The sequence below is a fragment of the Streptomyces sp. NPDC059008 genome, assembly GCF_042749045.1.
GTDB lineage: Bacteria > Actinomycetota > Actinomycetes > Streptomycetales > Streptomycetaceae > Streptomyces.
Map to the genome: position 1 here is coordinate 1 of NZ_JBHYJC010000076.1, position 20,040 is coordinate 20,040.

Consider the following 20,040-nt stretch of genomic DNA (forward strand, 5'->3'; position numbering starts at 1 on the left):
CCCGCAGCCAGTGCACACCGGCTGCGGGGGCGCCGTTCGTTTGGCCGGGCGCCGGGCGCCGGGTCAGCGGGCCGCCGTCGTGTGCGCCAGGATCGCGTCGGCCAGCGGGCCGTGTACGGCCGGCGGCAGCGCATGCCCCATCCCCGGGATCTCGACCAGGTACGCGCCGTTGACGCACTGCGCGAGGTGCTGGGGGTGCGGCAGCGGGAAGACCGGTTCGGCGGGCGCGGACACCACGAGGACCGGTACGCGGTTGGCGGCGAGTGGTTCGGTACGGAGCATCCCGGAGTCGTCCGCGCGGCCGTGTGCGGTACTCACCCGGTGGTGCCCCGTGTGCGCGATGACACCCTCTTCCAGGGAGCGGAAGAAGTCCGCGTCGAAGGGGAGTTGGTCACCGGCGAGTACCCGCCAGTGTTCGAGCCGGCGCCGCACCTCCGCCTCCGGGCCGTGATCCTCCACCGGGCGGGCCCACAACTCCAGGACCTCGGGCGCGATACCAGGGAGTTCGCCGACCGGGACGGTGCCGCCGTCGGGGCGGGTGTAGGGGGTGGTGCTGAGGGCACAGGTGCCGAAGAGAGTGGCGCTGAGTACTCGGTCGGGGTGGTCGGCGAGCAGCATCTGGGCCAGCATGCCGCCCAATGACATGCCGACGATGTGAGCCCGCTCGATGCCCAGCCCGTCCAGGATCGCGATCGCGTCAGCGGCGAGGTCCGCGATCCGGTAGGGCCGCTCCTCGAACGGCCGGCTGGAGCGGCCGGTGTCGCGGTGGTCGTAACGGATGACCCGGTGGTGCGCGGCCAGCGCGTCGACCAGCGGTTCCGGCCAGGCCACCCCGGTGGCCTGGGCGCCCATGATCAGCAGCAACGGGGGAGCGTCGGCGGCGCCGCGCTGCTCGGTCCACAGCCGGACGCCGGGGGCGGCGTCGATGAACTGCTGCACGGTCTGTCCTCCAGAGGAGAGGTAGGGCACATGGCCATCAACAACATGACGAGACGTATCGTCTCGTTGCGGCGGAGATTCTGTCAAGAAACCAGGGGCGGGAGGCGAAGATCGTAAAATTACTCGTCAGTAACGGGGTGGGATGGAGGGACTTCCAGGGGTGGGAGCTGTGAAGAGCAAGCGGGTGCCACGGGCGATCCGGGAGCAGCAGATGCTCGACGCCGCGGTGCTGACGTTCGCGCGGCGCGGTTACCGGACTGCTTCGATGGACGAGATCGCAGAGCTGGCCGGCGTCTCCAAGCCGCTGGTCTATCTCTACCTGAATTCAAAGGAAGAGCTGTTCAGCGCGGTGATCCGGCGGGAGGCCGCGGCGCTGGTGGCGGCCGTGACGGCGGCCGTCGAGCCGGCGGCGACGGCCGACCGCCAACTGTGGAGCGGTCTGCAGGGCTTCTTCGCGCACACCGCCGAGAACCCGGACGGCTGGGCCGTACTGCACCACCAGGCCCGGACGCACGGCGAGCCGTTCGCCCGCGAAGTCGCCGCGCTGCGGGCGGACATCGTCGCCTTCGTCACGGAGGTCATCGGTATGGCCGCCAAGGAGGCGGGCTGTGTCGGCGAACTGGCCGACCGCGAGGTGGCGGGCCTGGCGCACGCCCTCGTGGGCGCGGCCGAGTCGCTCGCCGAATGGGCCAACGTCCGTACGGACGAGGGGCCTTCGGGGGAGCGGGAGCATCCCACGGCGAAGGACGCCGCGGCCACGATGATGAATTTCGCCTGGGCGGGCCTCGGTCGCCTGATGGGCGGGCAGCGCTGGACGCCGGGCGGACTCGCCGGTCGCGAGGGCCACCCGGCGCCCATGGACGAGCGGGAGGACACGCCCTAGCGCTGATCGCCCCGCCGGCCGGTGGTGAACGGTCCGCCACCGGCCGGCGCGGCGGCCGCCCCGCTGCCGACCATCAGGGCCGCGTGGCCCCCCTCCGCGTGGCGCTGTCGACGGCGGCCCCGCGGGCGGCGGCCGTGCCGCAGGCGGGCCCGGGAGCGGTGGGCTTGCGGTGTGTGACGGCCGCGACCGCCCGCCGCCCGCCACCCCGCTTCGCCGGGCGCTCGGACCCCTTCTCCTCCGGCTCCTCCTCCACCTCCGGCGGCTTGCGCTCCTCTTCCGGCTGCTTGCCGAGGTAGGAGAGTTGGGCCCGTACGCCCTTGGGGTGCACGGGCGCTCCGACGGCGAACGCGCCGACCGGGACCGCCGCGGCCCGGCGAGGACCACCGCGACGACGGCGGTACGCAGGGCGGTGTGGCCGACGTGGGCGGTGCGGGCTGCGTCGAGGGCGGTGCGGGCGGTGGGGGTGTTGCTGCGGGTGTTGCGGTGGGCGGTGCGGATGATGTCGGGCATCGGCTCGTCACCCTTCTCGTGGTGCGTCGACTTCCTGCCCGCAACGCTATTTCAGGGTCCATGGCGGACACATCGGAAGAACGGGCAGCGTTCGCCCGACCCACCCGGCCGGAAGGACCAGGTCACGCCCCCTCGGGCCAGGACGGAAGTCCCGGACTTTGCGCCCGGGGCATTGGCCGGCTCCCACTCCTCGCGTAAATTTACCGCGAAGTAAGGTTACTGGCGCGTCAGGAGGAGGGGGCAACTCCGCGACGGCGTCGGACAGTTGGGTCGCACCCGCCGCCTCCCCCCGGGGCGACCGGCGCGCCCACCACCGCACTCCACAGGATCCACACCGCACTCCGCACGAGAACCGAGGAGCCGCTCGTGTCCCACCAGGAAAGTGCACCCGCCGGACCGGCCGAGACCCCCCGAGACACCCCCCGACACCCCTCCGGAACCACCTCCCGGAACACCCCGGGGAAGACCCCCGACCCCACCCCTGCCGAACCCCGGATAACCCTCCACAACGGCGAAGTCCGCGAGGTCTACGTCCCCCCGCTCGCCCCGCCCGTGGACCGCGGCTCGCTCGGCGACCTGCCCTTCGCCAACGCCGCCGAGGCCCCCACCGACATCGCCCTCGCCCGCAAGCAGCCCAGCGGCACCTGGCGCGACATCACCACCGCCGAATTCGCCGCCGAGGTACGCGCCGTCGCCAAGGGCCTGATCGCCTACGGCCTCCGCCCCGGCGACCGCCTGGCGATCATGGCCCGTACGACTTACGAGTGGACGCTGATCGACTTCGCCGCCTGGGCCGCCGGCCTGGTGACCGTCCCCCTCTACCCCACCTCCTCCGCCCACCAGGCGCAGTGGCTCCTGCGCGACTCCGGCGCCCGCGCCTGCGTCGTGGAGAACGTCGAGGAGACCCGTCTGATCAGCGGCATCCGCACCGAACTCCCCGCCCTGGACCACCTGTGGCAGTTCAACACCGGCGCCGTCTCCCAGCTCGTCTCCGCGGGCCGCGACCTCCCGGACGAGGCGGTGGACGAGCGCCGCGCCGCCACCGGCCCGTACTCCCTCGCCACCCTCATCTACACCTCGGGCACCACCGGCCGCCCCAAGGGCTGCGCCCTCACCCACGCCAACTTCTTCGCCGAGGTCGACAACGCCGTCGAACTCCTCCACCCCGTCTTCAAGTCGGTGAGCGCGGAGCCCGCCTCCACCCTCCTCTTCCTGCCGCTTTCCCATGTCTTCGGCCGGATGGTCGCCGTCGGCTGCCTGCGTGCCCGCGTCCGCCTCGGCCACGCCCCCAGCATCCAGACCGACGACCTGCTGGCCGACCTGGCGGCCTTCCGGCCCACGTTCCTGCTCGCCATCCCCTACGTCCTGGAGAAGGTCTACAACACCGGCCGTGCCACCGCCGAGAAGATGGGGCGCGCCTCCTCCTTCGACCGCGCGGCCCGTATCGCCCGCTCCTACGGCGAGGCCGTCGAGGCCGTGGAGCACGGCGAGGGCTCCGGCCCCGGCGTCGCCCTCAAGGCCGCCCGCAAGCTCTACGACCCCCTGGTCTACCGCCGCATCCGCGCCGCCCTCGGCGGCAAGGTCCGCTACGTCATCTGCGGCGGCTCGCCCCTCGGCCACCGCCTGGCGGCCTTCTACGCCGGCGCCGGCATCGAGGTCTTCGAGGGCTACGGCCTGACCGAGACGACGGCCGCCTCGACCGTCACCCCACCCCTGCGCCCCCGCATCGGCACGGTCGGCTGGCCCCTGCCCGGCACGGCCGTACGCATCGCCGACGACGGCGAGATCCTGCTGTACGGCGGCCATGTCTTCGCCGGCTACTGGGACCCGGCCCTCGGCGCGGCCCGCCCCGCGACCGACCAGCAGGGCTGGCTGCCCACCGGGGACCTCGGCGCCCTGGACGCGGACGGCTATCTGACCATCACCGGCCGCAAGAAAGAGATCATCGTGACGACCGGCGGCAAGAACGTCGCCCCGGCACCCCTGGAGGACCGCCTCCGCTCCCACCCCCTGATCGGCCAGTGCATGGTCATCGGCGACAACCGTCCGTACATCACCGCGTTGATCACGCTGGAGCCCGACGGCCTGGCCCACTGGCGCCAGATGCACAAGAAGCGGGATGTGCCGCTGGCGGCGCTGGTCCGCGACGAGCGGCTGCTCGCCGACCTCCAGCGCGCCGTCGACGACGCGAACGAACTGGTCTCCCGTGCCGAGTCCATCCGCCGCTTCGCCGTCCTCCCCGCGGACTTCACCCCGGAATCAGGGCATCTGACCCCTTCGCTCAAGCTCCGGCGAACCGCCGTGGCCCGTGATTTCGCCAAAGACATAGCGGCGCTTTACGAAACGAGGTGACAACGGAAGCGCATCTGCTCTGGAGCGAAAGCCCTCGGCGCGTCAAACTGGAACCCCGTGTCACCTCTGTGGGGGAGGTGGCACGGGGCCTCTTTGCCTGCCTCTTTTCCGGCCTCCTCACTCCGCCGCCGCTTTGCGGAGCGCTTCGATGAGCCTGCGCGCGGTGGCCGTATTGCAGTTACCGAGCGCGACCAGCGCCGGCAGGTAGGTACCGGCGAGCGACGGCAGCTCCACGCCGAGCGACGGCAGCGTGATCCCGTTGTCCTTGAGCGCGGCCCGCAGCTGCTCGGTGCAGCTGTGCACGTCGAGTCCGTGCGGGTGGTCGTCGTGGATGTGGCTGGGCATGTGCGTACGCCTTCCTGTGCGCATAGTGACGAACTGCTCACAGCCTGACGCCGCCCCGCGTAGCGTGGAAGGCGATCGGGTTGCGCAGCGCAACTTGCGGACAGCGGCGGTGAGTTATGCCTCCTCGTAAAGACCCCGACGGCTCGGCGAGCGTCCCGGCCTTCTACGGCGCCGAGTTGCGCTACCAGCGCGAGGCGGCGGGCCTGACACTCGAACAGCTCGCGGAGGGCAGCTTCCGCGGCGTCTCGTTCCTGAGCCAGATCGAACGCGGCGAGCGGCGGATGCCGGAGGATCTGGCCCGCCACGTCGACGAGAAACTGAAGACGGACGGGTTCTTCGCGCGACGGTGTGAAGATGCGCGGAAGGCGCGGCAGTCGGGGATCGCCGAATACTTCGCGGACGTTGCGGAGATGGAGCAGTACGCCGAGACGATCGAGGACTGGGCGCCGTGGACCGTCCCGGGGCTGCTGCAGACAGCGCCGTACGCACGGGCGATCATGCGGTCGACCATGCCGTGGGGCGCTGCCGACGAGATCGAGCAGATGGCGGCGGCGCGGCTGAAGCGGGCGCAACTCTTCGCGAGGGAGAAGCCCCCGTACTTCTGGGCGATCATCGATGAGGCCGTGATTCGCCGCCCGGTGCTCCCACCGGAGCAGATGGCGGAGCTGATGGGCCACATCGCGAGCGTGGTGAAGGCGACGCCGTCGATTCTGCAGATCGTTCCGCACAACACGGCGCCGCACCCCTTCATGATGGGCCACACCAAGATCATGGCCTTCTCCGATGCCCCCACCGTGGTGTACACGGAGGGCCTGCACAGCGGCCAACTCATCGACTACCCGGCGCTCGTGAAGCAGTACGGACAGTCGTACGATTTGCTCAGGGCCGCCGCACTACCGCCTGAGGCGTCCCTGGCCATGGTCGAGGCAGCGGCAGAGGAGTACCGAAATGGCAAGCAGAAGGCCTGACTTGAGCTCCGCGACCTGGCGCAAGAGCAGCTACAGCAACGGCACCGGCGGTGACTGCGTCGAGGTCGCCGACGACATACCCGGCCTCGTCCCCGTACGCGACTCGAAGAACCCCGAGGGCGGGGCCCTCCTCCTCCCCGCCGGCACCTGGCACCGCTTCATCACGGCCGTGAAGGGCGATGCGCTTCGCTAGCGCGTCACACTGGCAGGAGCCGCCTTCCGTGGGGCGGAGTGGGGACTCGTCGCGTCAGCTGCGGAACGTCTTTCAGGGCCTGGCGGAACGGTTGGTGGTCCTGGACTTCCAGCTCCAGACAGTCGTCGAGGGTCTGCCATGCCGCCGCGTACCCTGTGGCCAGCAAGCGGGTCGTCCGCGCATTCAACCGGGTCACACCGTCCGCGGCAGCCTCCCTCAGGACCCTTTGCCCCTCGTCGCTCAGTGAGTGCGCGTCTTCCGCGTCCATGTCCTGCTTCAGGTCCGAGAGCGTTCGATGAATTTTCCCCGCATCCGGGAGGCCGTTCGGCGAAGCAGCCTCTTCTGGCGCCAGCGGGGGTGGGAAGCCTGGTGAAGACGCGGAAGCCGGCTGGCAGTTGGCCTGGATGTAGCGGATGAGGCTCACCCGGTCCTGCCACTTGCGTATGTTGGCGTCGTCGGAGATCTCCTGCAGAGACCTCCAGATCTTCCGCTCGATGCGCAGCCATTCCGTCGCGCACTGGATGCCGACGTCGTATCCCTCGCCGCGCTGGTTCCAGACCTGCTGCATCACCTTGGCGATTTCCTTGAGGAGCCGGTAGTCGTACTCCCTCAGCTGCTCGTCGGACCGCATGCTGGGGGAGGTCTGCTCGAAAGCCTCCGCACTCGGGTACACGGTCCGGACGAAGTCGTTGAAGAGGTCCTGATTTCGGAGCGGGGCCAGATCGGGGTCCTCCTCCACCATCCATGTGCGCTCCACCACCGCAAAACTCCCGCGTGTGGTCAGTGCCGCGTTTTCCAGCTGCTCGATGGCCAGTTGGGTCAGGTCTTGCTGCTGTGTGTGGTTGCGGAGCTGGGCATTCATCGCCACGGCGTAGACGCATGCGGTGTTGTAGCGGGTGAGCCAGTCACGACGCGAGCGCCTCCTCGACACAAGACGGAGTCTGCGCCGGAGTTGGGTGGGCTTCACCCTTCTCCAGGACATCCTTCTGCCGGGGCGTCGCCAGGCGTAGTGCCGTCGCCACTTCTGGGACGGCTTGTCTTTCTGGTACTCCCAATTCGCCCATTCCAGGCGGAGCGGAGCCCACACCTTCCGGTTGACTCGGAAGGCGCCGCGGGATACGGGCTGCTGGGAACCCCGCACGCTCTGGTAGTAGGCGGCGGGCCAGAAGACCAGAGCGCAGCTCCACACCCGAATGGGCCAGTAGAGCCAGAAGCGGGCCCAGGCGTCATCGGCGGCGAGGCGAGCGGTCTCCTGCAGGGCGGCCCTCTGGAACACCAGGCGGATCTCCTTCTCGTCCGTACTGTGCTGCAGCGTGTGCCTCAGCGATTCCTTGCCCACTTGTTTCCGGTCGCTCCGTTTCCGGGGGGCGTCGGTGTCGTCCAGGCCGATGGCCGTCTGCCAGTAGCGATCGACGAGGAGGGGAATCAGCTGCTCATGTGTGTGGGAGCCGTTGGTTCCCATACGTCGGCACCACTGCCGTGCCGTCATCTCGGACGTGCCGAGGATGATGGAATTGCGATAGCGCAGGCCGAGCAGATCGCGGTAGAGGTGCGGGTGCCGGAAGTAGCGGAGTCGGCGCCAGTGTGGAATCCAGCGGCTCTGCCACAGCCGCTTTCGGTATGTGCGGGCATCCTGACCGTCGAGAGTGAGTGCCCGCTGGCAGGTGTCCAGCGCATCGATGTGCAGTCCCATCTTCTCCTGGGTCTCGGCCAGTTCGGCCCGCAGATAGGAGTTCGTGGGGTCCAGACGGATCGCGGTGAAGTACTGCTCCAGGGCCTCGTGGTGGCGTCCGGCGCGGCTCAGCTCGTTCGCCTCCTGGTACGCCTCGTACAGCTCGGGTTTGATCTCTCGGCCCCACCATTGGCGCCAGGGCGGCAGCCTTCCGGCGCGGGTCACCGGCAGCAGCGTGCTGACGATCCAGTTGCCCGCTTTGCGAATGACGTCGTCCCAGTCGCTGCCCCATACGGTCGTCGCGCGTGAGCCGCCGAAGAGGAATGCGGTGACGGTGATCGTCATGCCGTACTGATCCGGGCCGGTGTCGCGGAACTGGAGGAGTCCGCCGACCCGGTAGGCCAACTTCGGACGGAGCCGGCCGAGCATTTTCGGCAGCGCGGTCCCCAGCTTGTCGGGGTCGATCTCGATGTCGCCGAGCAGTTCCAGAAAGGACTCGGCGGGGGCTTGGGCGGGGAGTGTGGCCGGCGGGTACATGCTGCTGTCGGACAGGCGCCGGCGCAGCTTGGCGGTGAGGTCGGCGTCGGACGGTTTGGGGGTGCCCTCCGGGGTGGCGTCCTGGAGTTGCTGCACGTCCACCGCTCCGGGCTTGTACGCCAGCCAGGCGCGCGTCGCCCGCCACAGCACGTACAGGAGCAGCAGCACCCCCAGGAAGAACGCCAGTCGTGCGCCGATCGAGGCGCCCTTGCCGGCGCCCGGCTGGAAGACCGCTCCGAGTCCGCCGAAGATCTGCCCGATGAACCCGAGAGGCCCGTCCCAGGCCCTGCGGCCGGATCCCGCCGACGCCAGTGCGGCGATCAGCCCCGCGAACCCCACCGCGCTCCACACCCACCAGGCGACGAACCGCGGAGCGGGCAGCGGCGCCGTCAGACTGCGTGAGTTTTCGGCTCGGCCGTTGAACATGGCGGACTTCGGATCGTGCGGCGGTGCGGCGGTGCGGCGGTGCGGCGCTCAAGCGCACCGGAGCCGTGCGGGCGAGGTGCGTCCCGCACCATCTACGTTACTCAGGAAGGCTGTTGTAGACACGGCAACTGTAGAGAGGGCAACCAAACCGTCCCCCCCGCATCACGGGGGCGCTAGCGAGGCGGTAGGGCCACCGCCGTCTGCATCTCGCAGGTGTTGCACCAAAACGCCCAGCCGTTGGCGTCGACGGAGCGCGATCCGCACGCCAGGCACGGGTCGCCCACGAAGCTCGCGGTGACCCAGGCGCCGGCCGTCGCCGCCCGTCGACCTGCGGCCGCGCATTCGTCGGCGTAGCAGGGGATGCAGACTCCGCCCTGGCGGCCGGGCAGCTTCATCGAGCGTATGCCGCAGGTGGAGCACGGGAGCTTGCCGACGTACTGCGCGTCCAGGCCGACCGGCTTGCCGTTCCTGCTGAAGGCTGCCACGTCGCCTCCGCCTCCTCTTACGCCAGTACGGTTCCGGTGCCGCCGCATCCGGAGCACTGCGTGATGACTTCGTCGCCGGTCGGTGTCTCCCAGACCACGGTGCCTCTGCCGCCGCAATCGGGGCAGGGCTTCTGCGGGGGCAAGTGCTCGCTCATTCTGCCCACGGTAGGCCGCCCCATGTACCGATGTGACCACTTTCCGTGATCGGTTCGATACGCGGACGGGTGCGGGCGGCTGGCTCGTGTGCGGTCGGGCGCGTCCGCGGGGGCGTTGGGGCGTTGGGGGTTCGGGCGGGTGCGGGCTCCGTCACCGGAGTGCTGGAGGGGCGGCTGTCGGATGCCGGAGCGCCGGAGTGCTGGCGTAATTGTGGCGCGTTCCGGTTGTTTGGCGTTTTGTGTTTCCCGGTGCGCAATGGGCCGGCCGAGAAAATGTCATGTAGCTGCCATTTGTGTGCCGGTGCGGTGCGGTGCGGTGGTCGTAAGGCGAAGGCGGGTGTCGGCAGTGGCAAAGGCCGCGGTGAACGGGGGCGGCGGACGAAAGGCAGGAGCCCCGCTCGCCACCGGAGTGGCGGAGCGGGGCTCCTTAGGTACTACTTTGGAGCGACCTGGAAGAATTCCGGGCCGGGCAACTTAGCTCGCGGTCACGTTCTCCGCCTGCGGACCCTTCGGGCCCTGCGTGACGTCGAAGGTCACCTGCTGGTTCTCCTCGAGGGAGCGGAAGCCAGAGGCGTTGATCGCGGAGTAGTGGACGAAGACATCCGGGCCGCCGCCGTCCTGGGCGATGAAGCCGAAGCCCTTTTCAGCGTTGAACCACTTGACGGTTCCGGTAGCCATAAGCCCTCCTTGGGCCAAAGGGTTGCCCTGCTCCAGAACCTGCAAACAAGTCTGAAAACTACAAAAGCCTGCGGGTCACATGCTCCGCAGGCTCTGTACTGCAAGGGAAACCAAACTGCAACTTGCGCTGAGCGTAGCATGGTGCACTCGCGAGGCGGAAGAGCCAAAGATCACGTTTAACACTCAGCACTCATGTCCATACGCGGCCCCGCCTCGTCGGCCCTTGAGGTGCGGGTCTAGCCTCCGCATGTGGACAATTCAACCTTCGGAGACACGCCCGCAGGAGCCGATGGCGACCACCGTCGCAGCCGGCCGCGGGTGGGCCACATCCAGTTCCTGAACTGCCTGCCCCTTTACTGGGGCCTCGCCCGTACGGGCACCCTGCTCGATCTGGACCTGAGCAAGGACACGCCGGAGAAGCTCAGCGAGCAGCTGATCCGCGGGGAGCTGGACATCGCGCCGGTCACGCTCGTGGAATTCCTGCGCGCCGCCGACGATCTCGTCGCCTTCCCGGACCTCGCGGTCGGCTGCGACGGCCCGGTGATGTCCTGCGTGATCGTTTCGCAGAAGCCCCTGGAGGAGCTGGACGGCGCCCGGGTCGCCCTCGGCTCGACCTCGCGGACCTCCGTACGGCTGGCGCAGCTGCTGCTGGCCGAGAAGGTGGGGGTCCGGCCCGACTACTACACCTGCCCGCCCGACCTCGGCCTGATGATGCAGGAGGCGGACGCGGCGGTGCTGATCGGGGACGCCGCGCTGCGGGCCAATCTGCACGACGGGCCGCGGCTGGGCCTTGAGGTGCACGACCTCGGACAGATGTGGAAGGACTGGACGGGCCTGCCGTTCGTCTTCGCCGTGTGGGCGGCCCGGCGCGACTATCTGGAGCGCGAGCCGACCGTGGTGCACCAGGTCCACGAGGCGTTTCTCGCCTCCCGCGACCTTTCGCTGGAGGAGGTCGCCAAGGTCGCCGAGCAGGCGGCCCGGTGGGAGACCTTCGACGAGCCGGTGCTGGAGCGCTACTTCACCACCCTGGACTTCCGCTTCGGGGCCGATCAGCTGCGGGGCGTGGCGGAGTTCGCCCGCCGGGTCGGGCCGACGATCGGGTTGCCGGCGGATGTGAAGGTGGAGCTGCTGGGCGGCGCCCGCTAGCCGGCACCCCGTAGCCCCGCCCGGTCAGTCCGTCGGTGCAGGGCCGCGCAGGAGCTTGCTGACGGCCTCCAGGCTCGCGTCCCGCATGCCCCGGACGTAGCCCTTGGCGTTGTGGCCGCCGTCCTGGATGACGTGCAGGTCGGCGGTGATCGGGCCCTTGGCGTACCGGCGGATGAAGCGCTCCAGGTTGGCCCGGCCGCCTTCCTTGGTTCCTATCTGGAACTGGAGGTGCACGGGAGGGGCGTCGGGGCGGCGGGCGAGGCGGGCGGCGAGCCGCTCGGGGTCGTTCGCCCGTTTCTCCTTCTCGTGGCCGCGCCACAGGGGGGAGTCCGGGCGGGTGTCCGGGCCGCTGGCGATCACCGCCCGGAAGCGGTCCGGGTGCTGCAACACCTGCTTGAGGCCGGCGAAACCGCCGGACGAGGAGCCCATGAACGCCCAGCCGTCGCGGCTGGGGAAGGTCCGGAACGTGGCCCTGACCAGGTCGGGGACGTCGTCGGAGAGCCAGCTGCCCATCTTCGGCTGCCCCGGTATGTCACTGCCGTCGTAGTAGTGGCGGCGGTCGGGGTTGAGGACCGGCATGACGACGATGAAGGGCTTGCTGCGGCCCAGCGCGGTCAGGTCGGTGAGGGTGCGCTGCAGGTTGAGGTCGGTGCGCATCCAGTAGTTCGTCGGGTAGCCGCGGCCACCGGGCAGCGCGATCAGAACCGGGAACGCGCTGTGGCGGTAGCGCTCCTCGTAGTACTCCTTGGGCGCCCAGGCCCACACCTTGCCGGTGAAGCCGGACTTCTTCCCGTGGAGCGTCGTCACGCCGATCCTGGTGCCGTCGGCGAGGGTGTCGGCCGTACGGAACGGCGGCTGCGGACCGGCCAGCGGACGGCCGAAGGACATCGGCCGGCCGGTGTCGGGGAAGACGTCCGCGTATTTGACGACGGGGAAGGCGCCGAGCCCCAGGGCCGTGATGATCGCGCCGATCAGGAGCGCCCGTTTCCTTGTGATGAGGAGCGCCCGACTCCTTGTCTTGCGGATGTGCACGGGTTCGTTCTCTCCGGGACGGTCACGCTGCCGCAGGGCAGGCCTGCCGCTGGAGGCAGGAAGGGCGAGTTACTCCCTGTTTGACGGGGAAAGTGGGGGAGCGGGTTCACGGGGCCGGGCATGACATGGGTCATAAGCTGGGTGCGCCGTATGGAGGGGGAGGCGCGATGGAGCCGCTGGCAGGGAACGATCCGCGGGTCCTGGGCGGATACCGGCTGTTGGGCCGGCTCGGCGCGGGCGGGATGGGCCGGGTCTACCTCGGGCGCAGCGCGGGCGGGCGGACGGTCGCCGTCAAGGTCGTCCATGCGCACTTCGCCGTCGACGACGAGTTCCGGGCCCGCTTCCGGCGGGAGATCGAGTCGGCGCGGCGGGTGGGCGGGGCCTGGACCGCGCCGGTGCTGGACGCCGACCCGGACGCCGAGGTCCCCTGGATCGCCACCGGTTACGTCGCCGGCCCCTCGCTCGCGCAGGCCGTCGCCGATGTCGGGCCGCTGGCCGAGCGCTCCGTACGGGTCCTGGGCGCCGGGCTGGCCGAGGCGCTGGCCGCGGTGCATGCGCTCGGGCTGGTGCACCGGGACGTCAAGCCCTCCAACGTGCTGCTGACGCTGGACGGGCCGCTGCTGATCGACTTCGGTATCGCGCGGGCCACGGAGGGCACGGCCTCGCTCACCTCGACGGGGGTCTCGGTGGGGTCGCCCGGCTACATGGCGCCCGAGCAGATCCTCGGCAAGAAGGCCGAGGGTGCCGCCGACGTCTTCTCGCTCGGCGCGGTGCTGGCCTTCGCGGCGACCGGAACCAGCCCGTTCCCGGGTGATTCGTCCGCCGCGCTGCTCTACAAGGTCGTCCACGAGGAGCCGGAGCTCGGCCCGGGGCTCACCGGTGGGCTGCGGGAGCTGGTGGTCTCCTGTCTCGCGAAGAACCCCGCGGACCGCCCCGCCCCCGAGGCGCTGGCGGCCCGTCTCTCGGGGGAGGGCAGTGGCGGCGCGGCGGGACTGGTGCGGGCCGGCTGGCTGCCCGGCCCGCTGGTGGAGCGGGTCAGCCGGCAGGCGGTGGAGCTGCTGAACCTCGATGCGGGGGAGGGGGCGGGCGCGGACTCGGGGACGGCGGCCGCGGCCCCGGCCGCCGTGGGGGTGCCGGGGGCGGTGCCCGGAGGGGCGTTCGGGCCGCCGGATCCTTCGTACGGGGCGGCCGGCGGGATCGCGTCCGGTGGCGCCGCGTCCGGCGGATCGGGCGGGCCGGCGGCCGGTGGAGCGGCGTCGGGGCTGGTGCCCTTCGACGCGCAGGTCCAGGCCGAGGGCGCCCCGGGGACCTCCGCCCAGGCGCCCGCCCAGCCGCCCGGCCCCCCGCCGCGGCCCGCGTCCTGGCCGGCCGCCGCCGGTCAGACGCCGCCACCGGGTCCCGCCCACCCCCCGACCGCCTCCGGTATCGCCGACCTGCCGACCGGGGCCGGGGGGCCCGCCGCGCCCAAGGAGCGGCGGATCGCACTGACCGGTGCGGTGGCGGGCAGGGACCGGCCGCGGCGGGTGAGTTGCACGCTGGTGCTGTCGGTGGCCGGGGCGCTGGCCGCCGCGACGACGGCGGCGTTCGTCTTCCGCCTGCTGCCGGGGACGGGCTCCGACGCCGGACCGCAGACCGGTGCCAAGCCGCCGGCCGACGGCTCGCCCACGGCCGGTCCGACCGACCCCGCAAACCCCGGAGGCGAACCCTCCGTCGCCAAGCCGTTCCTCGGCACCTGGACCGGCAGCATCACCACCGCGCACGGGATCCCCAACGGCACGATGACCAGCACCATCGAGGCCGGCGGCAAGGGCGACTACGTCATCCACACGGTCTACGACGCGGTGCTGGTGCGCTGCGAGGCCAAGGCGAAGCTGGAGTCGGCCACCGCCGGGCGGCTGGTGCTCGTCGAGCGCCCGGACGGCAAGCAGGGGCCGGGCTGCACGGGCAACAAGTCCCGGGTGACGTACACCCTCGGCAAGGGGGGCGCCACGATCGCGTTCGCCTCGGACGACGACGCGGGCGGCACGCCGAAGGCGACGCTGACCAAGCGCTGACCAGGCGCTGACCAAGCGTTGAGCCGATCGCCGACCGAGGGCCGGTCCGAGTGACGAGGCCGCGCGGACCGGCCGCCAGCGAGACTGTCGGACCCCTGACGTACGCTGGTTCAGTCGTGATGCCCGCCTGCGAAAGGGACGCCCCGGTGACCGAGAACGCCGACCTCCAGTCCGTACTCGACCGCGCCGCACAGGGCGGCCGCATCACGCCGGAGGAAGCGCTCGACCTGTACCGCTCCGCGCCGCTGCACGCGCTGGGCCGCGCCGCCGACGCGATCCGTCGCCGCCGCTACGCCGGCACCGAGCACATCGCGACGTACATCATCGAACGCAACATCAACTACACCAACGTGTGCGTGACGGCCTGCAAGTTCTGCGCCTTCTACGCCCCGCCCAAGGACACCGCCAAGGGCTGGACCCGCGACCTCGACGACATCCTGCGCCGCTGCGCGGAGACCGTCGAACTGGGCGGCACCCAGATCATGTTCCAGGGCGGCCACCACCCGGACTACGGCGTCGAGTACTACGAGAAGCACTTCTCCGCCATCAAGAAGGCCTTCCCGCAGCTGGTCATCCACTCCCTCGGCGCGTCCGAGGTCGAGCACATGGCCCGGATCTCCAAGGTGTCGGTCGAGGAGGCCATCGAGCGCATCCACGCCGCGGGGCTGGACTCCTTCGCGGGCGCCGGTGCTGAACTCCTCCCGGCCCGCCCCCGCAAGGCCATCGCGCCGCTGAAGGAGTCCGGCGAGCGCTGGCTGGAGATCATGGAGGCGGCCCACAGGCTGGGCGTGGAGTCGACGTCCACGATGCTGATGGGCACCGGCGAGACCAACGCCGAGCGGATCGAGCACCTGCGGATGATCCGCGACGTCCAGGACCGTACGGGCGGCTTCCGCGCCTTCATCCCGTACACCTACCAGCCGGAGAACAACCACCTCAAGGGCCGGACGCAGGCCACCCTCTTCGAGTACCTGCGCATGATCGCCATCGCCCGGATCTTCTTCGACAACATCGCGCACATCCAGGGCTCGTGGCTGACCACCGGCAAGGAGATCGGCCAGCTGTCGCTGCACTACGGCGCGGACGACCTCGGCTCGATCATGCTGGAGGAGAACGTGGTCTCCTCGGCCGGCGCCAAGCACCGCTCCAACCGCATGGAGATCATCGACCTGATCCGCAAGGCGGGCCGGGTCCCGGCGCAGCGCGCCACGACCTACGAGCACCTGGTCGTCCACGACGACCCGGCCGACGACCCCGTCGACGACAAGGTCGTCTCGCATCTGTCCTCGACGGCCATCGAGGGCGGCACGGCCCATCCGGAACTGAAGCTCGTCGAGGCGAACTGAGCCTCCGGTGCTGACACTTCACCGTGTGCGGGGGGTCCGGCTCGTGCACGACGGAGAGTTGGCCGAAGGGCATGCGGTCGTCGTGGACGGCGCCCGCCTCGCCGCCGTCGGCCCGTACGAGGAGCTGTGGGCGGCCTACGCGCCCGCTGCGCAGGCGGAGCCGGCGGCCGGGAGCGGGGTGCGCGTCCGCGAGTGGGACGGCGTACTGACCCCCGGGCGCTACGAACCGGACGGCGCCGCGCTGCTGGAGGCCGCCTACCACCCCGACCCGCGGGAGGCCGACGAGCTGGGCAGCGAGCCGATCACGGGCGAGGCGCTCGCGGCCCTCGACATGACCGACGCCCGCTGGGGCGCCAGCGCCCGGCGCGGGCTGCAGCGCCTGCTGGCCGCTGGGACGACCGCGCTGACCGGCCCGTTCACCCGGCCCGCGGTCCGCACGGCCGTCAAGCGGTCCGGGCTCGCGGAGCTGCCGGGCCCGAGTACCCGCACGCTGACCGTCGGCGGCCCGGCCGACTTCGCCGTCTTCGCGGCGGACGGCAGTGCGCTGGCCACGGTCCTCGCCGGCCGCCTGGTCCACCGCCGCCGCTGAGCGCGGGCCCCGCCGCGCGGCCGGTGCTGTCAAGGCGCCGTCAACGCGCCCCCGCCCCACGTCAGGGCGGCGTCAACACAAGCGGAACGAGGCATTCTCGGCGGCATGATCGTTGTCGCGGGGACGGCCGGCGCCGGCCGCTCACGATGCACTGCGCACCGCTGGACCGCCCGGATGTTCTGAGGGGGGCAGCCGGCCGTCCCCGACCAGACCTCCGGCCTCGGGCCCGCTGGGCCGTGCCCGGTGCGGGGCGCCGCCGGCGCACGGTGGACAATGGCCCGGTGACCCGAGCATCCCTGGACAAGCAGCCGCACGAAGTCGCCGCGATGTTCGACGACGTGGCGGCACGGTACGACCTCACCAACGACGTGCTCTCCCTGGGGCAGGCACGGCTGTGGCGCAAGGAGGTGGACCGCGCGGTGGCCGCCCGGCCCACCGAGCGGGTGCTCGACCTCGCGGCCGGCACCGGCACCTCCTCGCTGCCGTTCGCCCGCACCGGCGCGCACGTCGTGCCGTGCGACTTCTCCGTCGGCATGCTGAGGGAGGGCAAGAAGCGGCATCCGTGGCTGCCGTTCACCGCCGGCGACGGGACCCGGCTGCCGTTCGCGGACGATGTGTTCGACGCCGTGACCATCTCCTTCGGGCTGCGCAACATCCAGGACACCGATGCCGCGCTGGCGGAGCTGTACCGGGTCACCAAGCCCGGCGGCCGGGTCGTGATCTGCGAGTTCAGCGAGCCGACCTGGGCGCCGTTCCGGACGGTCTACACCGAGTACCTGATGCGAGCGCTGCCGCCGGTCGCCCGCGCGGTCAGCAGCAACCCGGACGCCTACGTCTACCTCGCCGAGTCCATCCGCACCTGGCCCAACCAGCCCGAACTCGCCGCCAGGCTGCAGGGCGTGGGCTGGACCAAGGTCGCCTGGCGCAATCTGACGGGCGGGATCGTGGCGCTGCACCGGGGGACGAAGCCGACGGGCTGAGGCGGAGCCGGGGGCAGCGGCGCCCGGGTCCGGCGGGATACGGCATCGCTCGGACTCGCCGGGACTCGCTCGGGTAACTCCGCATCACCGGGCGCGCACCGACGGGAACCAAGCGTGGGGCAGTGATGTCCCTACGTTCGCCCGCGGTAGCTGTTCGTGCTGCCCCTTGATCTCCCCGGAGTCCGCTGTGTCGTCGTTCTGCCCGGACTGTGGTTCCGCCTCGCCACCCGAGGCACGCTTTTGCATGGGCTGCGGCCGGGAGCGGCAGGCCGCCGCGCCACCCGCCCCCGACGGGCCGCCGCCCCCGCCGAGGCCGCCGGTCCCGGGGCAGCCGCCGGCCCCCGCCGCGCCGCCCGGCCCTCCCGCGTACGCCGCGCCCGCCCAGCCCTCGGCCGTGGGCGCCCTGCTCGCCCGCACGGTACGGGGCGACTGGAAGGCGGCCGCCAAGATCGCCGCCGGGCCGACGCTGCTGCTGCTGGTACTGGCCTCGGTGCTGGCGATGTTCTTCTCGGACGACGCGCACTCGGGCGGGCTCGGCTGGGGCGTACGGATGCGGATCGCGCTGGCGCTGCTGCTGCAGAGCGTCGGCGGCTCGGTCACCCTCGCCGGAGACGCCGGGGCGTCCCTGGGGCCGTTCGGCGAAGGGCTCTCGGGGGAGGCCACGCTGTCGCTGGTGCCGCTCGTGGTCACGGTGGCGTGGGCGGGCCTGCTGGCGGCGGGCGCCCGCCGGTTCGCCGCCGCCCCTTTGGCCACCGCCGCCGGGGCACCCATAGCGGGGCCGGCGGCCGACGCCCGGACCGCCGTGCTGGAGACCGTACTGCGGGTGGCCGCCCTCTGCGGCGCCGGCACCTTCGCCCTGGGCCTGCTGGCCCAGCCCTCCTACAGCGGCGTCGAGTTGTCGTCCGCGCCGTTCCTCGCGCTGCTGTGGTCCTTCCTACTGGCGGCCGCGGTGTGCGGTGCCGCGGTGGGGCGCGGCGAGGCGGGGGCCTGGCTCGCCGCCCGGCCCGCCTGGCGGATCGCCCTCGGGGCGCTGCGCACCGCGCTGCTCGCGCTGCTGGCCGTCGTCGCCCTGGCGGGCGTCGTCGCCGTCGTGGTGCTGCTGACCAACGCCAAGGACCTCGACGGCGGCGGGGTCGTCGCCGCGCTGGTGCTGCTGCCCAACATCGGTGCGCTGGCGCTCGCGATGGCCTGGGGCGCGCCGGTCAACGCCGAGTGGAACCTCCCCGCCCTCCCGTTCCTGGACTCCGGCCGGCTGTCGCTCGGCTATGGCGAGCTGAGCCATCTGAGCGGCGGCTGGGTGCTGTTCGGCGTGCTGGCCGGCGGGCTGGTCGGTGCGCTGCTGGTCGGCTTCCTGGTCGTACGGCGCAGCGCCGACCGCCGCGAGGCGCTGCTGTCCGCGGGCTTCTTCGTCGTCTCGCTGGTGCTGCTGGTGCTGGTCGCGGGCGCGAGCGTGAGCGCGACGTTCCGTGCCGGGAGCGGTGGCGGATACGGCTACGGGGACGGCTACGGCAGTGGCTACGGCGGCGGTTACGGGAGCGGGTACGGCGGCCGCCTCGCCGGCGCGCACGGTGAACTCGCCGCGGGCGGCGCCGAGACGCTGCTGTTCGCGCTGCTGTGGACGTTCGGCGCGGTGCTGGTCGTGCCGTACCTGCTGCGGATGGTGGGGCGCGGCGGCGGGCCGACCGCACCGACGCCCGGCCCCTACGGCGCCGCCCCGGCAGCGCCGCACGGTGCCCCGGGTGCCACCCCGGCCGCCCCCATGGCAGCCGCTCCGGCGGAGACCGTCCCGGATGCCGCTCCGGCCGCTGGGGCGGAGGCCGCTCCCCACCCCCCTGCTGCCGCCGCGCCCGCACCCTCGGCGCCCGCTCCCGCGCCGCCGACCCCCACCGCGCCCGATCTGCCGCTGGTGCGGTCCGGGCCGGACCCGGCGCCGGAGCCGGCCAGGCCCCGCCGCCGTGCGCTGAAGTGGCTGGCGCTGGCGCTGGCCGCGTTCCTGGTCGGCGGCGGGGCGATGGCCGGTGCGCTGTACTTCACCAACCACCGCGGCGGCGACAACCGGAGTGCCGACCGCGGCGACGACAAGAAGGCCGACAGGCCGGCCCCGGCCAAGAGCGCACCGCCCGCGCAGGGCCCGTCCGCGACCCCCACCCCGTCGCCCGGCGCCACCGCGAGCGGAGAGCCGACCGTTACCCCCACGGACCAGGCCGCCGCCGGCGTGCCCGCCGGCTTCGTCCAGAAGGACGACCCCAACGGCTTCTCGGTCGCCGTGCGGCAGGACTGGAAGCGGGAGCCCAAGGGCACCCAGACCGACTACAAGGCTCCGGTCGGCAAGCAGTACCTGCGCATCGGCGTGATCGCCAACGCCCCGCAGTCCTCCTACGACAACTTCCTGACCATGGAGAAGGGCGCCGGGAAGCGGACGAACTACCAGCGCATGGAGCTGAAGCGGAATACCTTCCGCGGCAGCCCGGGCGCCCGCTGGGAGTTCACCTACGTCAACGACACGGGGAACACCGTGCACGCCGTCGACCAGGCCTATCTCGCCGCCGACGGCACCGAGTACAGCATCTACTACGAGTGCCTGGAGGCGCTGTACGCGCCGGAGACCGACAAGATCTTCAGCACGGCGCTCGCCACCTGGTCCGTCAGCGACGTGGACGTCGACTAGGCGCGGACCGACGTCGACCAGGGGCGGATCAGGGGGCGTTCCCCCGGTCCGCGGGGGACGCGCGAGGGCGCCGCGGGAGGAC

General features: G+C 71.6%; 17 protein-coding genes. 10 read left to right on the forward strand and 7 right to left on the reverse strand.

Annotation, left to right across the window (positions count from 1 at the left end):
* Positions 1-63: 63 nt before the first annotated feature.
* Complete coding sequence (locus ACFWZH_RS37965) at positions 64-939, reverse strand: alpha/beta fold hydrolase (RefSeq protein ID WP_384442578.1); 876 nt, start codon at positions 937-939, stop codon at positions 64-66.
* Between the two features lie 142 nt (positions 940-1,081).
* On the opposite strand from ACFWZH_RS37965, the gene ACFWZH_RS37970 reads away from it, so the two are divergent.
* Positions 1,082-1,822: a TetR/AcrR family transcriptional regulator gene (locus ACFWZH_RS37970; protein ID WP_384442581.1), complete on the forward strand. Its 741-nt coding sequence runs from the start codon at positions 1,082-1,084 to the stop codon at positions 1,820-1,822.
* Positions 1,823-1,895: 73 nt separating this feature from the next.
* Here the strand turns inward: ACFWZH_RS37970 and ACFWZH_RS37975 are convergent, their stop codons facing one another.
* Positions 1,896-2,150 carry a hypothetical protein gene (locus ACFWZH_RS37975; protein WP_384442584.1) on the reverse strand — a complete coding sequence of 85 codons (255 nt, stop codon included), beginning with the start codon at positions 2,148-2,150 and terminating at the stop codon, positions 1,896-1,898.
* A gap of 677 nt (positions 2,151-2,827) precedes the next feature.
* Here ACFWZH_RS37975 and ACFWZH_RS37980 point away from each other — a divergent pair.
* On the forward strand, positions 2,828-4,684 hold the full coding sequence (locus ACFWZH_RS37980) for an AMP-dependent synthetase/ligase (RefSeq protein ID WP_384442623.1): 1,857 nt from the start codon (positions 2,828-2,830) through the stop codon (positions 4,682-4,684).
* Positions 4,685-4,801: 117 nt separating this feature from the next.
* On the opposite strand, the gene ACFWZH_RS37985 is transcribed toward ACFWZH_RS37980, so the two are convergent.
* Positions 4,802-5,029 (reverse strand): hypothetical protein, encoded by a 228-nt coding sequence (locus ACFWZH_RS37985; protein WP_384442587.1) that lies wholly within the window; start codon positions 5,027-5,029, stop codon positions 4,802-4,804.
* Between the two features lie 116 nt (positions 5,030-5,145).
* Between ACFWZH_RS37985 and ACFWZH_RS37990 the strand changes: the two genes are divergently transcribed.
* Together ACFWZH_RS37990 and ACFWZH_RS37995 are read left to right on the forward strand one after the other, a co-directional pair.
* The gene (locus ACFWZH_RS37990; protein WP_384442590.1) at positions 5,146-5,997 is read left to right on the forward strand and encodes a Scr1 family TA system antitoxin-like transcriptional regulator; all 852 of its coding nucleotides are present in this window, start codon (positions 5,146-5,148) and stop codon (positions 5,995-5,997) included.
* On the forward strand, positions 5,978-6,190 hold the full coding sequence (locus ACFWZH_RS37995) for a DUF397 domain-containing protein (protein WP_384442592.1): 213 nt from the start codon (positions 5,978-5,980) through the stop codon (positions 6,188-6,190). Before ACFWZH_RS37990 ends, ACFWZH_RS37995 begins: the two co-directional genes overlap by 20 nt.
* Positions 6,191-6,194: 4 nt before the next feature.
* Here the strand turns inward: ACFWZH_RS37995 and ACFWZH_RS38000 are convergent, their stop codons facing one another.
* The 3 genes from ACFWZH_RS38000 to ACFWZH_RS38010 form a co-directional block, all read right to left on the reverse strand.
* Complete coding sequence (locus ACFWZH_RS38000; protein ID WP_384442595.1) at positions 6,195-8,825, reverse strand: tetratricopeptide repeat protein; 2,631 nt, start codon at positions 8,823-8,825, stop codon at positions 6,195-6,197.
* 173 nt (positions 8,826-8,998) lie between these two features.
* Positions 8,999-9,310 carry a hypothetical protein gene (locus ACFWZH_RS38005; RefSeq protein ID WP_384442598.1) on the reverse strand — a complete coding sequence of 104 codons (312 nt, stop codon included), beginning with the start codon at positions 9,308-9,310 and terminating at the stop codon, positions 8,999-9,001.
* Positions 9,311-9,939: 629 nt separating this feature from the next.
* Positions 9,940-10,143: a cold-shock protein gene (locus tag ACFWZH_RS38010; RefSeq protein ID WP_360956489.1), complete on the reverse strand. Its 204-nt coding sequence runs from the start codon at positions 10,141-10,143 to the stop codon at positions 9,940-9,942.
* A 249-nt stretch (positions 10,144-10,392) separates the two neighbouring features.
* Between ACFWZH_RS38010 and ACFWZH_RS38015 the strand changes: the two genes are divergently transcribed.
* The gene (locus ACFWZH_RS38015; RefSeq protein WP_384442602.1) at positions 10,393-11,289 is read left to right on the forward strand and encodes a menaquinone biosynthetic enzyme MqnA/MqnD family protein; all 897 of its coding nucleotides are present in this window, start codon (positions 10,393-10,395) and stop codon (positions 11,287-11,289) included.
* A 24-nt stretch (positions 11,290-11,313) separates the two neighbouring features.
* On the opposite strand, the gene ACFWZH_RS38020 is transcribed toward ACFWZH_RS38015, so the two are convergent.
* Positions 11,314-12,321 carry an alpha/beta hydrolase gene (locus ACFWZH_RS38020; protein WP_384442605.1) on the reverse strand — a complete coding sequence of 336 codons (1,008 nt, stop codon included), beginning with the start codon at positions 12,319-12,321 and terminating at the stop codon, positions 11,314-11,316.
* Between the two features lie 167 nt (positions 12,322-12,488).
* Here ACFWZH_RS38020 and ACFWZH_RS38025 point away from each other — a divergent pair, with 167 nt between their 5' ends.
* The 5 genes from ACFWZH_RS38025 to ACFWZH_RS38045 all read left to right on the forward strand — a co-directional run bounded on the left by ACFWZH_RS38025 (position 12,489) and on the right by ACFWZH_RS38045 (position 19,958).
* The gene (locus tag ACFWZH_RS38025) at positions 12,489-14,375 is read left to right on the forward strand and encodes a serine/threonine-protein kinase (protein WP_384442608.1); all 1,887 of its coding nucleotides are present in this window, start codon (positions 12,489-12,491) and stop codon (positions 14,373-14,375) included.
* Between the two features lie 146 nt (positions 14,376-14,521).
* Positions 14,522-15,721 carry a cyclic dehypoxanthinyl futalosine synthase gene (mqnC, locus tag ACFWZH_RS38030; RefSeq protein ID WP_384442611.1) on the forward strand — a complete coding sequence of 400 codons (1,200 nt, stop codon included), beginning with the start codon at positions 14,522-14,524 and terminating at the stop codon, positions 15,719-15,721.
* Between the two features lie 7 nt (positions 15,722-15,728).
* The gene (locus ACFWZH_RS38035) at positions 15,729-16,310 is read left to right on the forward strand and encodes a hypothetical protein (protein WP_384442614.1); all 582 of its coding nucleotides are present in this window, start codon (positions 15,729-15,731) and stop codon (positions 16,308-16,310) included.
* 281 nt (positions 16,311-16,591) lie between these two features.
* On the forward strand, positions 16,592-17,290 hold the full coding sequence (locus ACFWZH_RS38040; RefSeq protein WP_384442617.1) for a demethylmenaquinone methyltransferase: 699 nt from the start codon (positions 16,592-16,594) through the stop codon (positions 17,288-17,290).
* A gap of 244 nt (positions 17,291-17,534) precedes the next feature.
* Positions 17,535-19,958: a hypothetical protein gene (locus ACFWZH_RS38045; protein ID WP_384442620.1), complete on the forward strand. Its 2,424-nt coding sequence runs from the start codon at positions 17,535-17,537 to the stop codon at positions 19,956-19,958.
* Positions 19,959-20,040 lie beyond the last annotated feature (82 nt).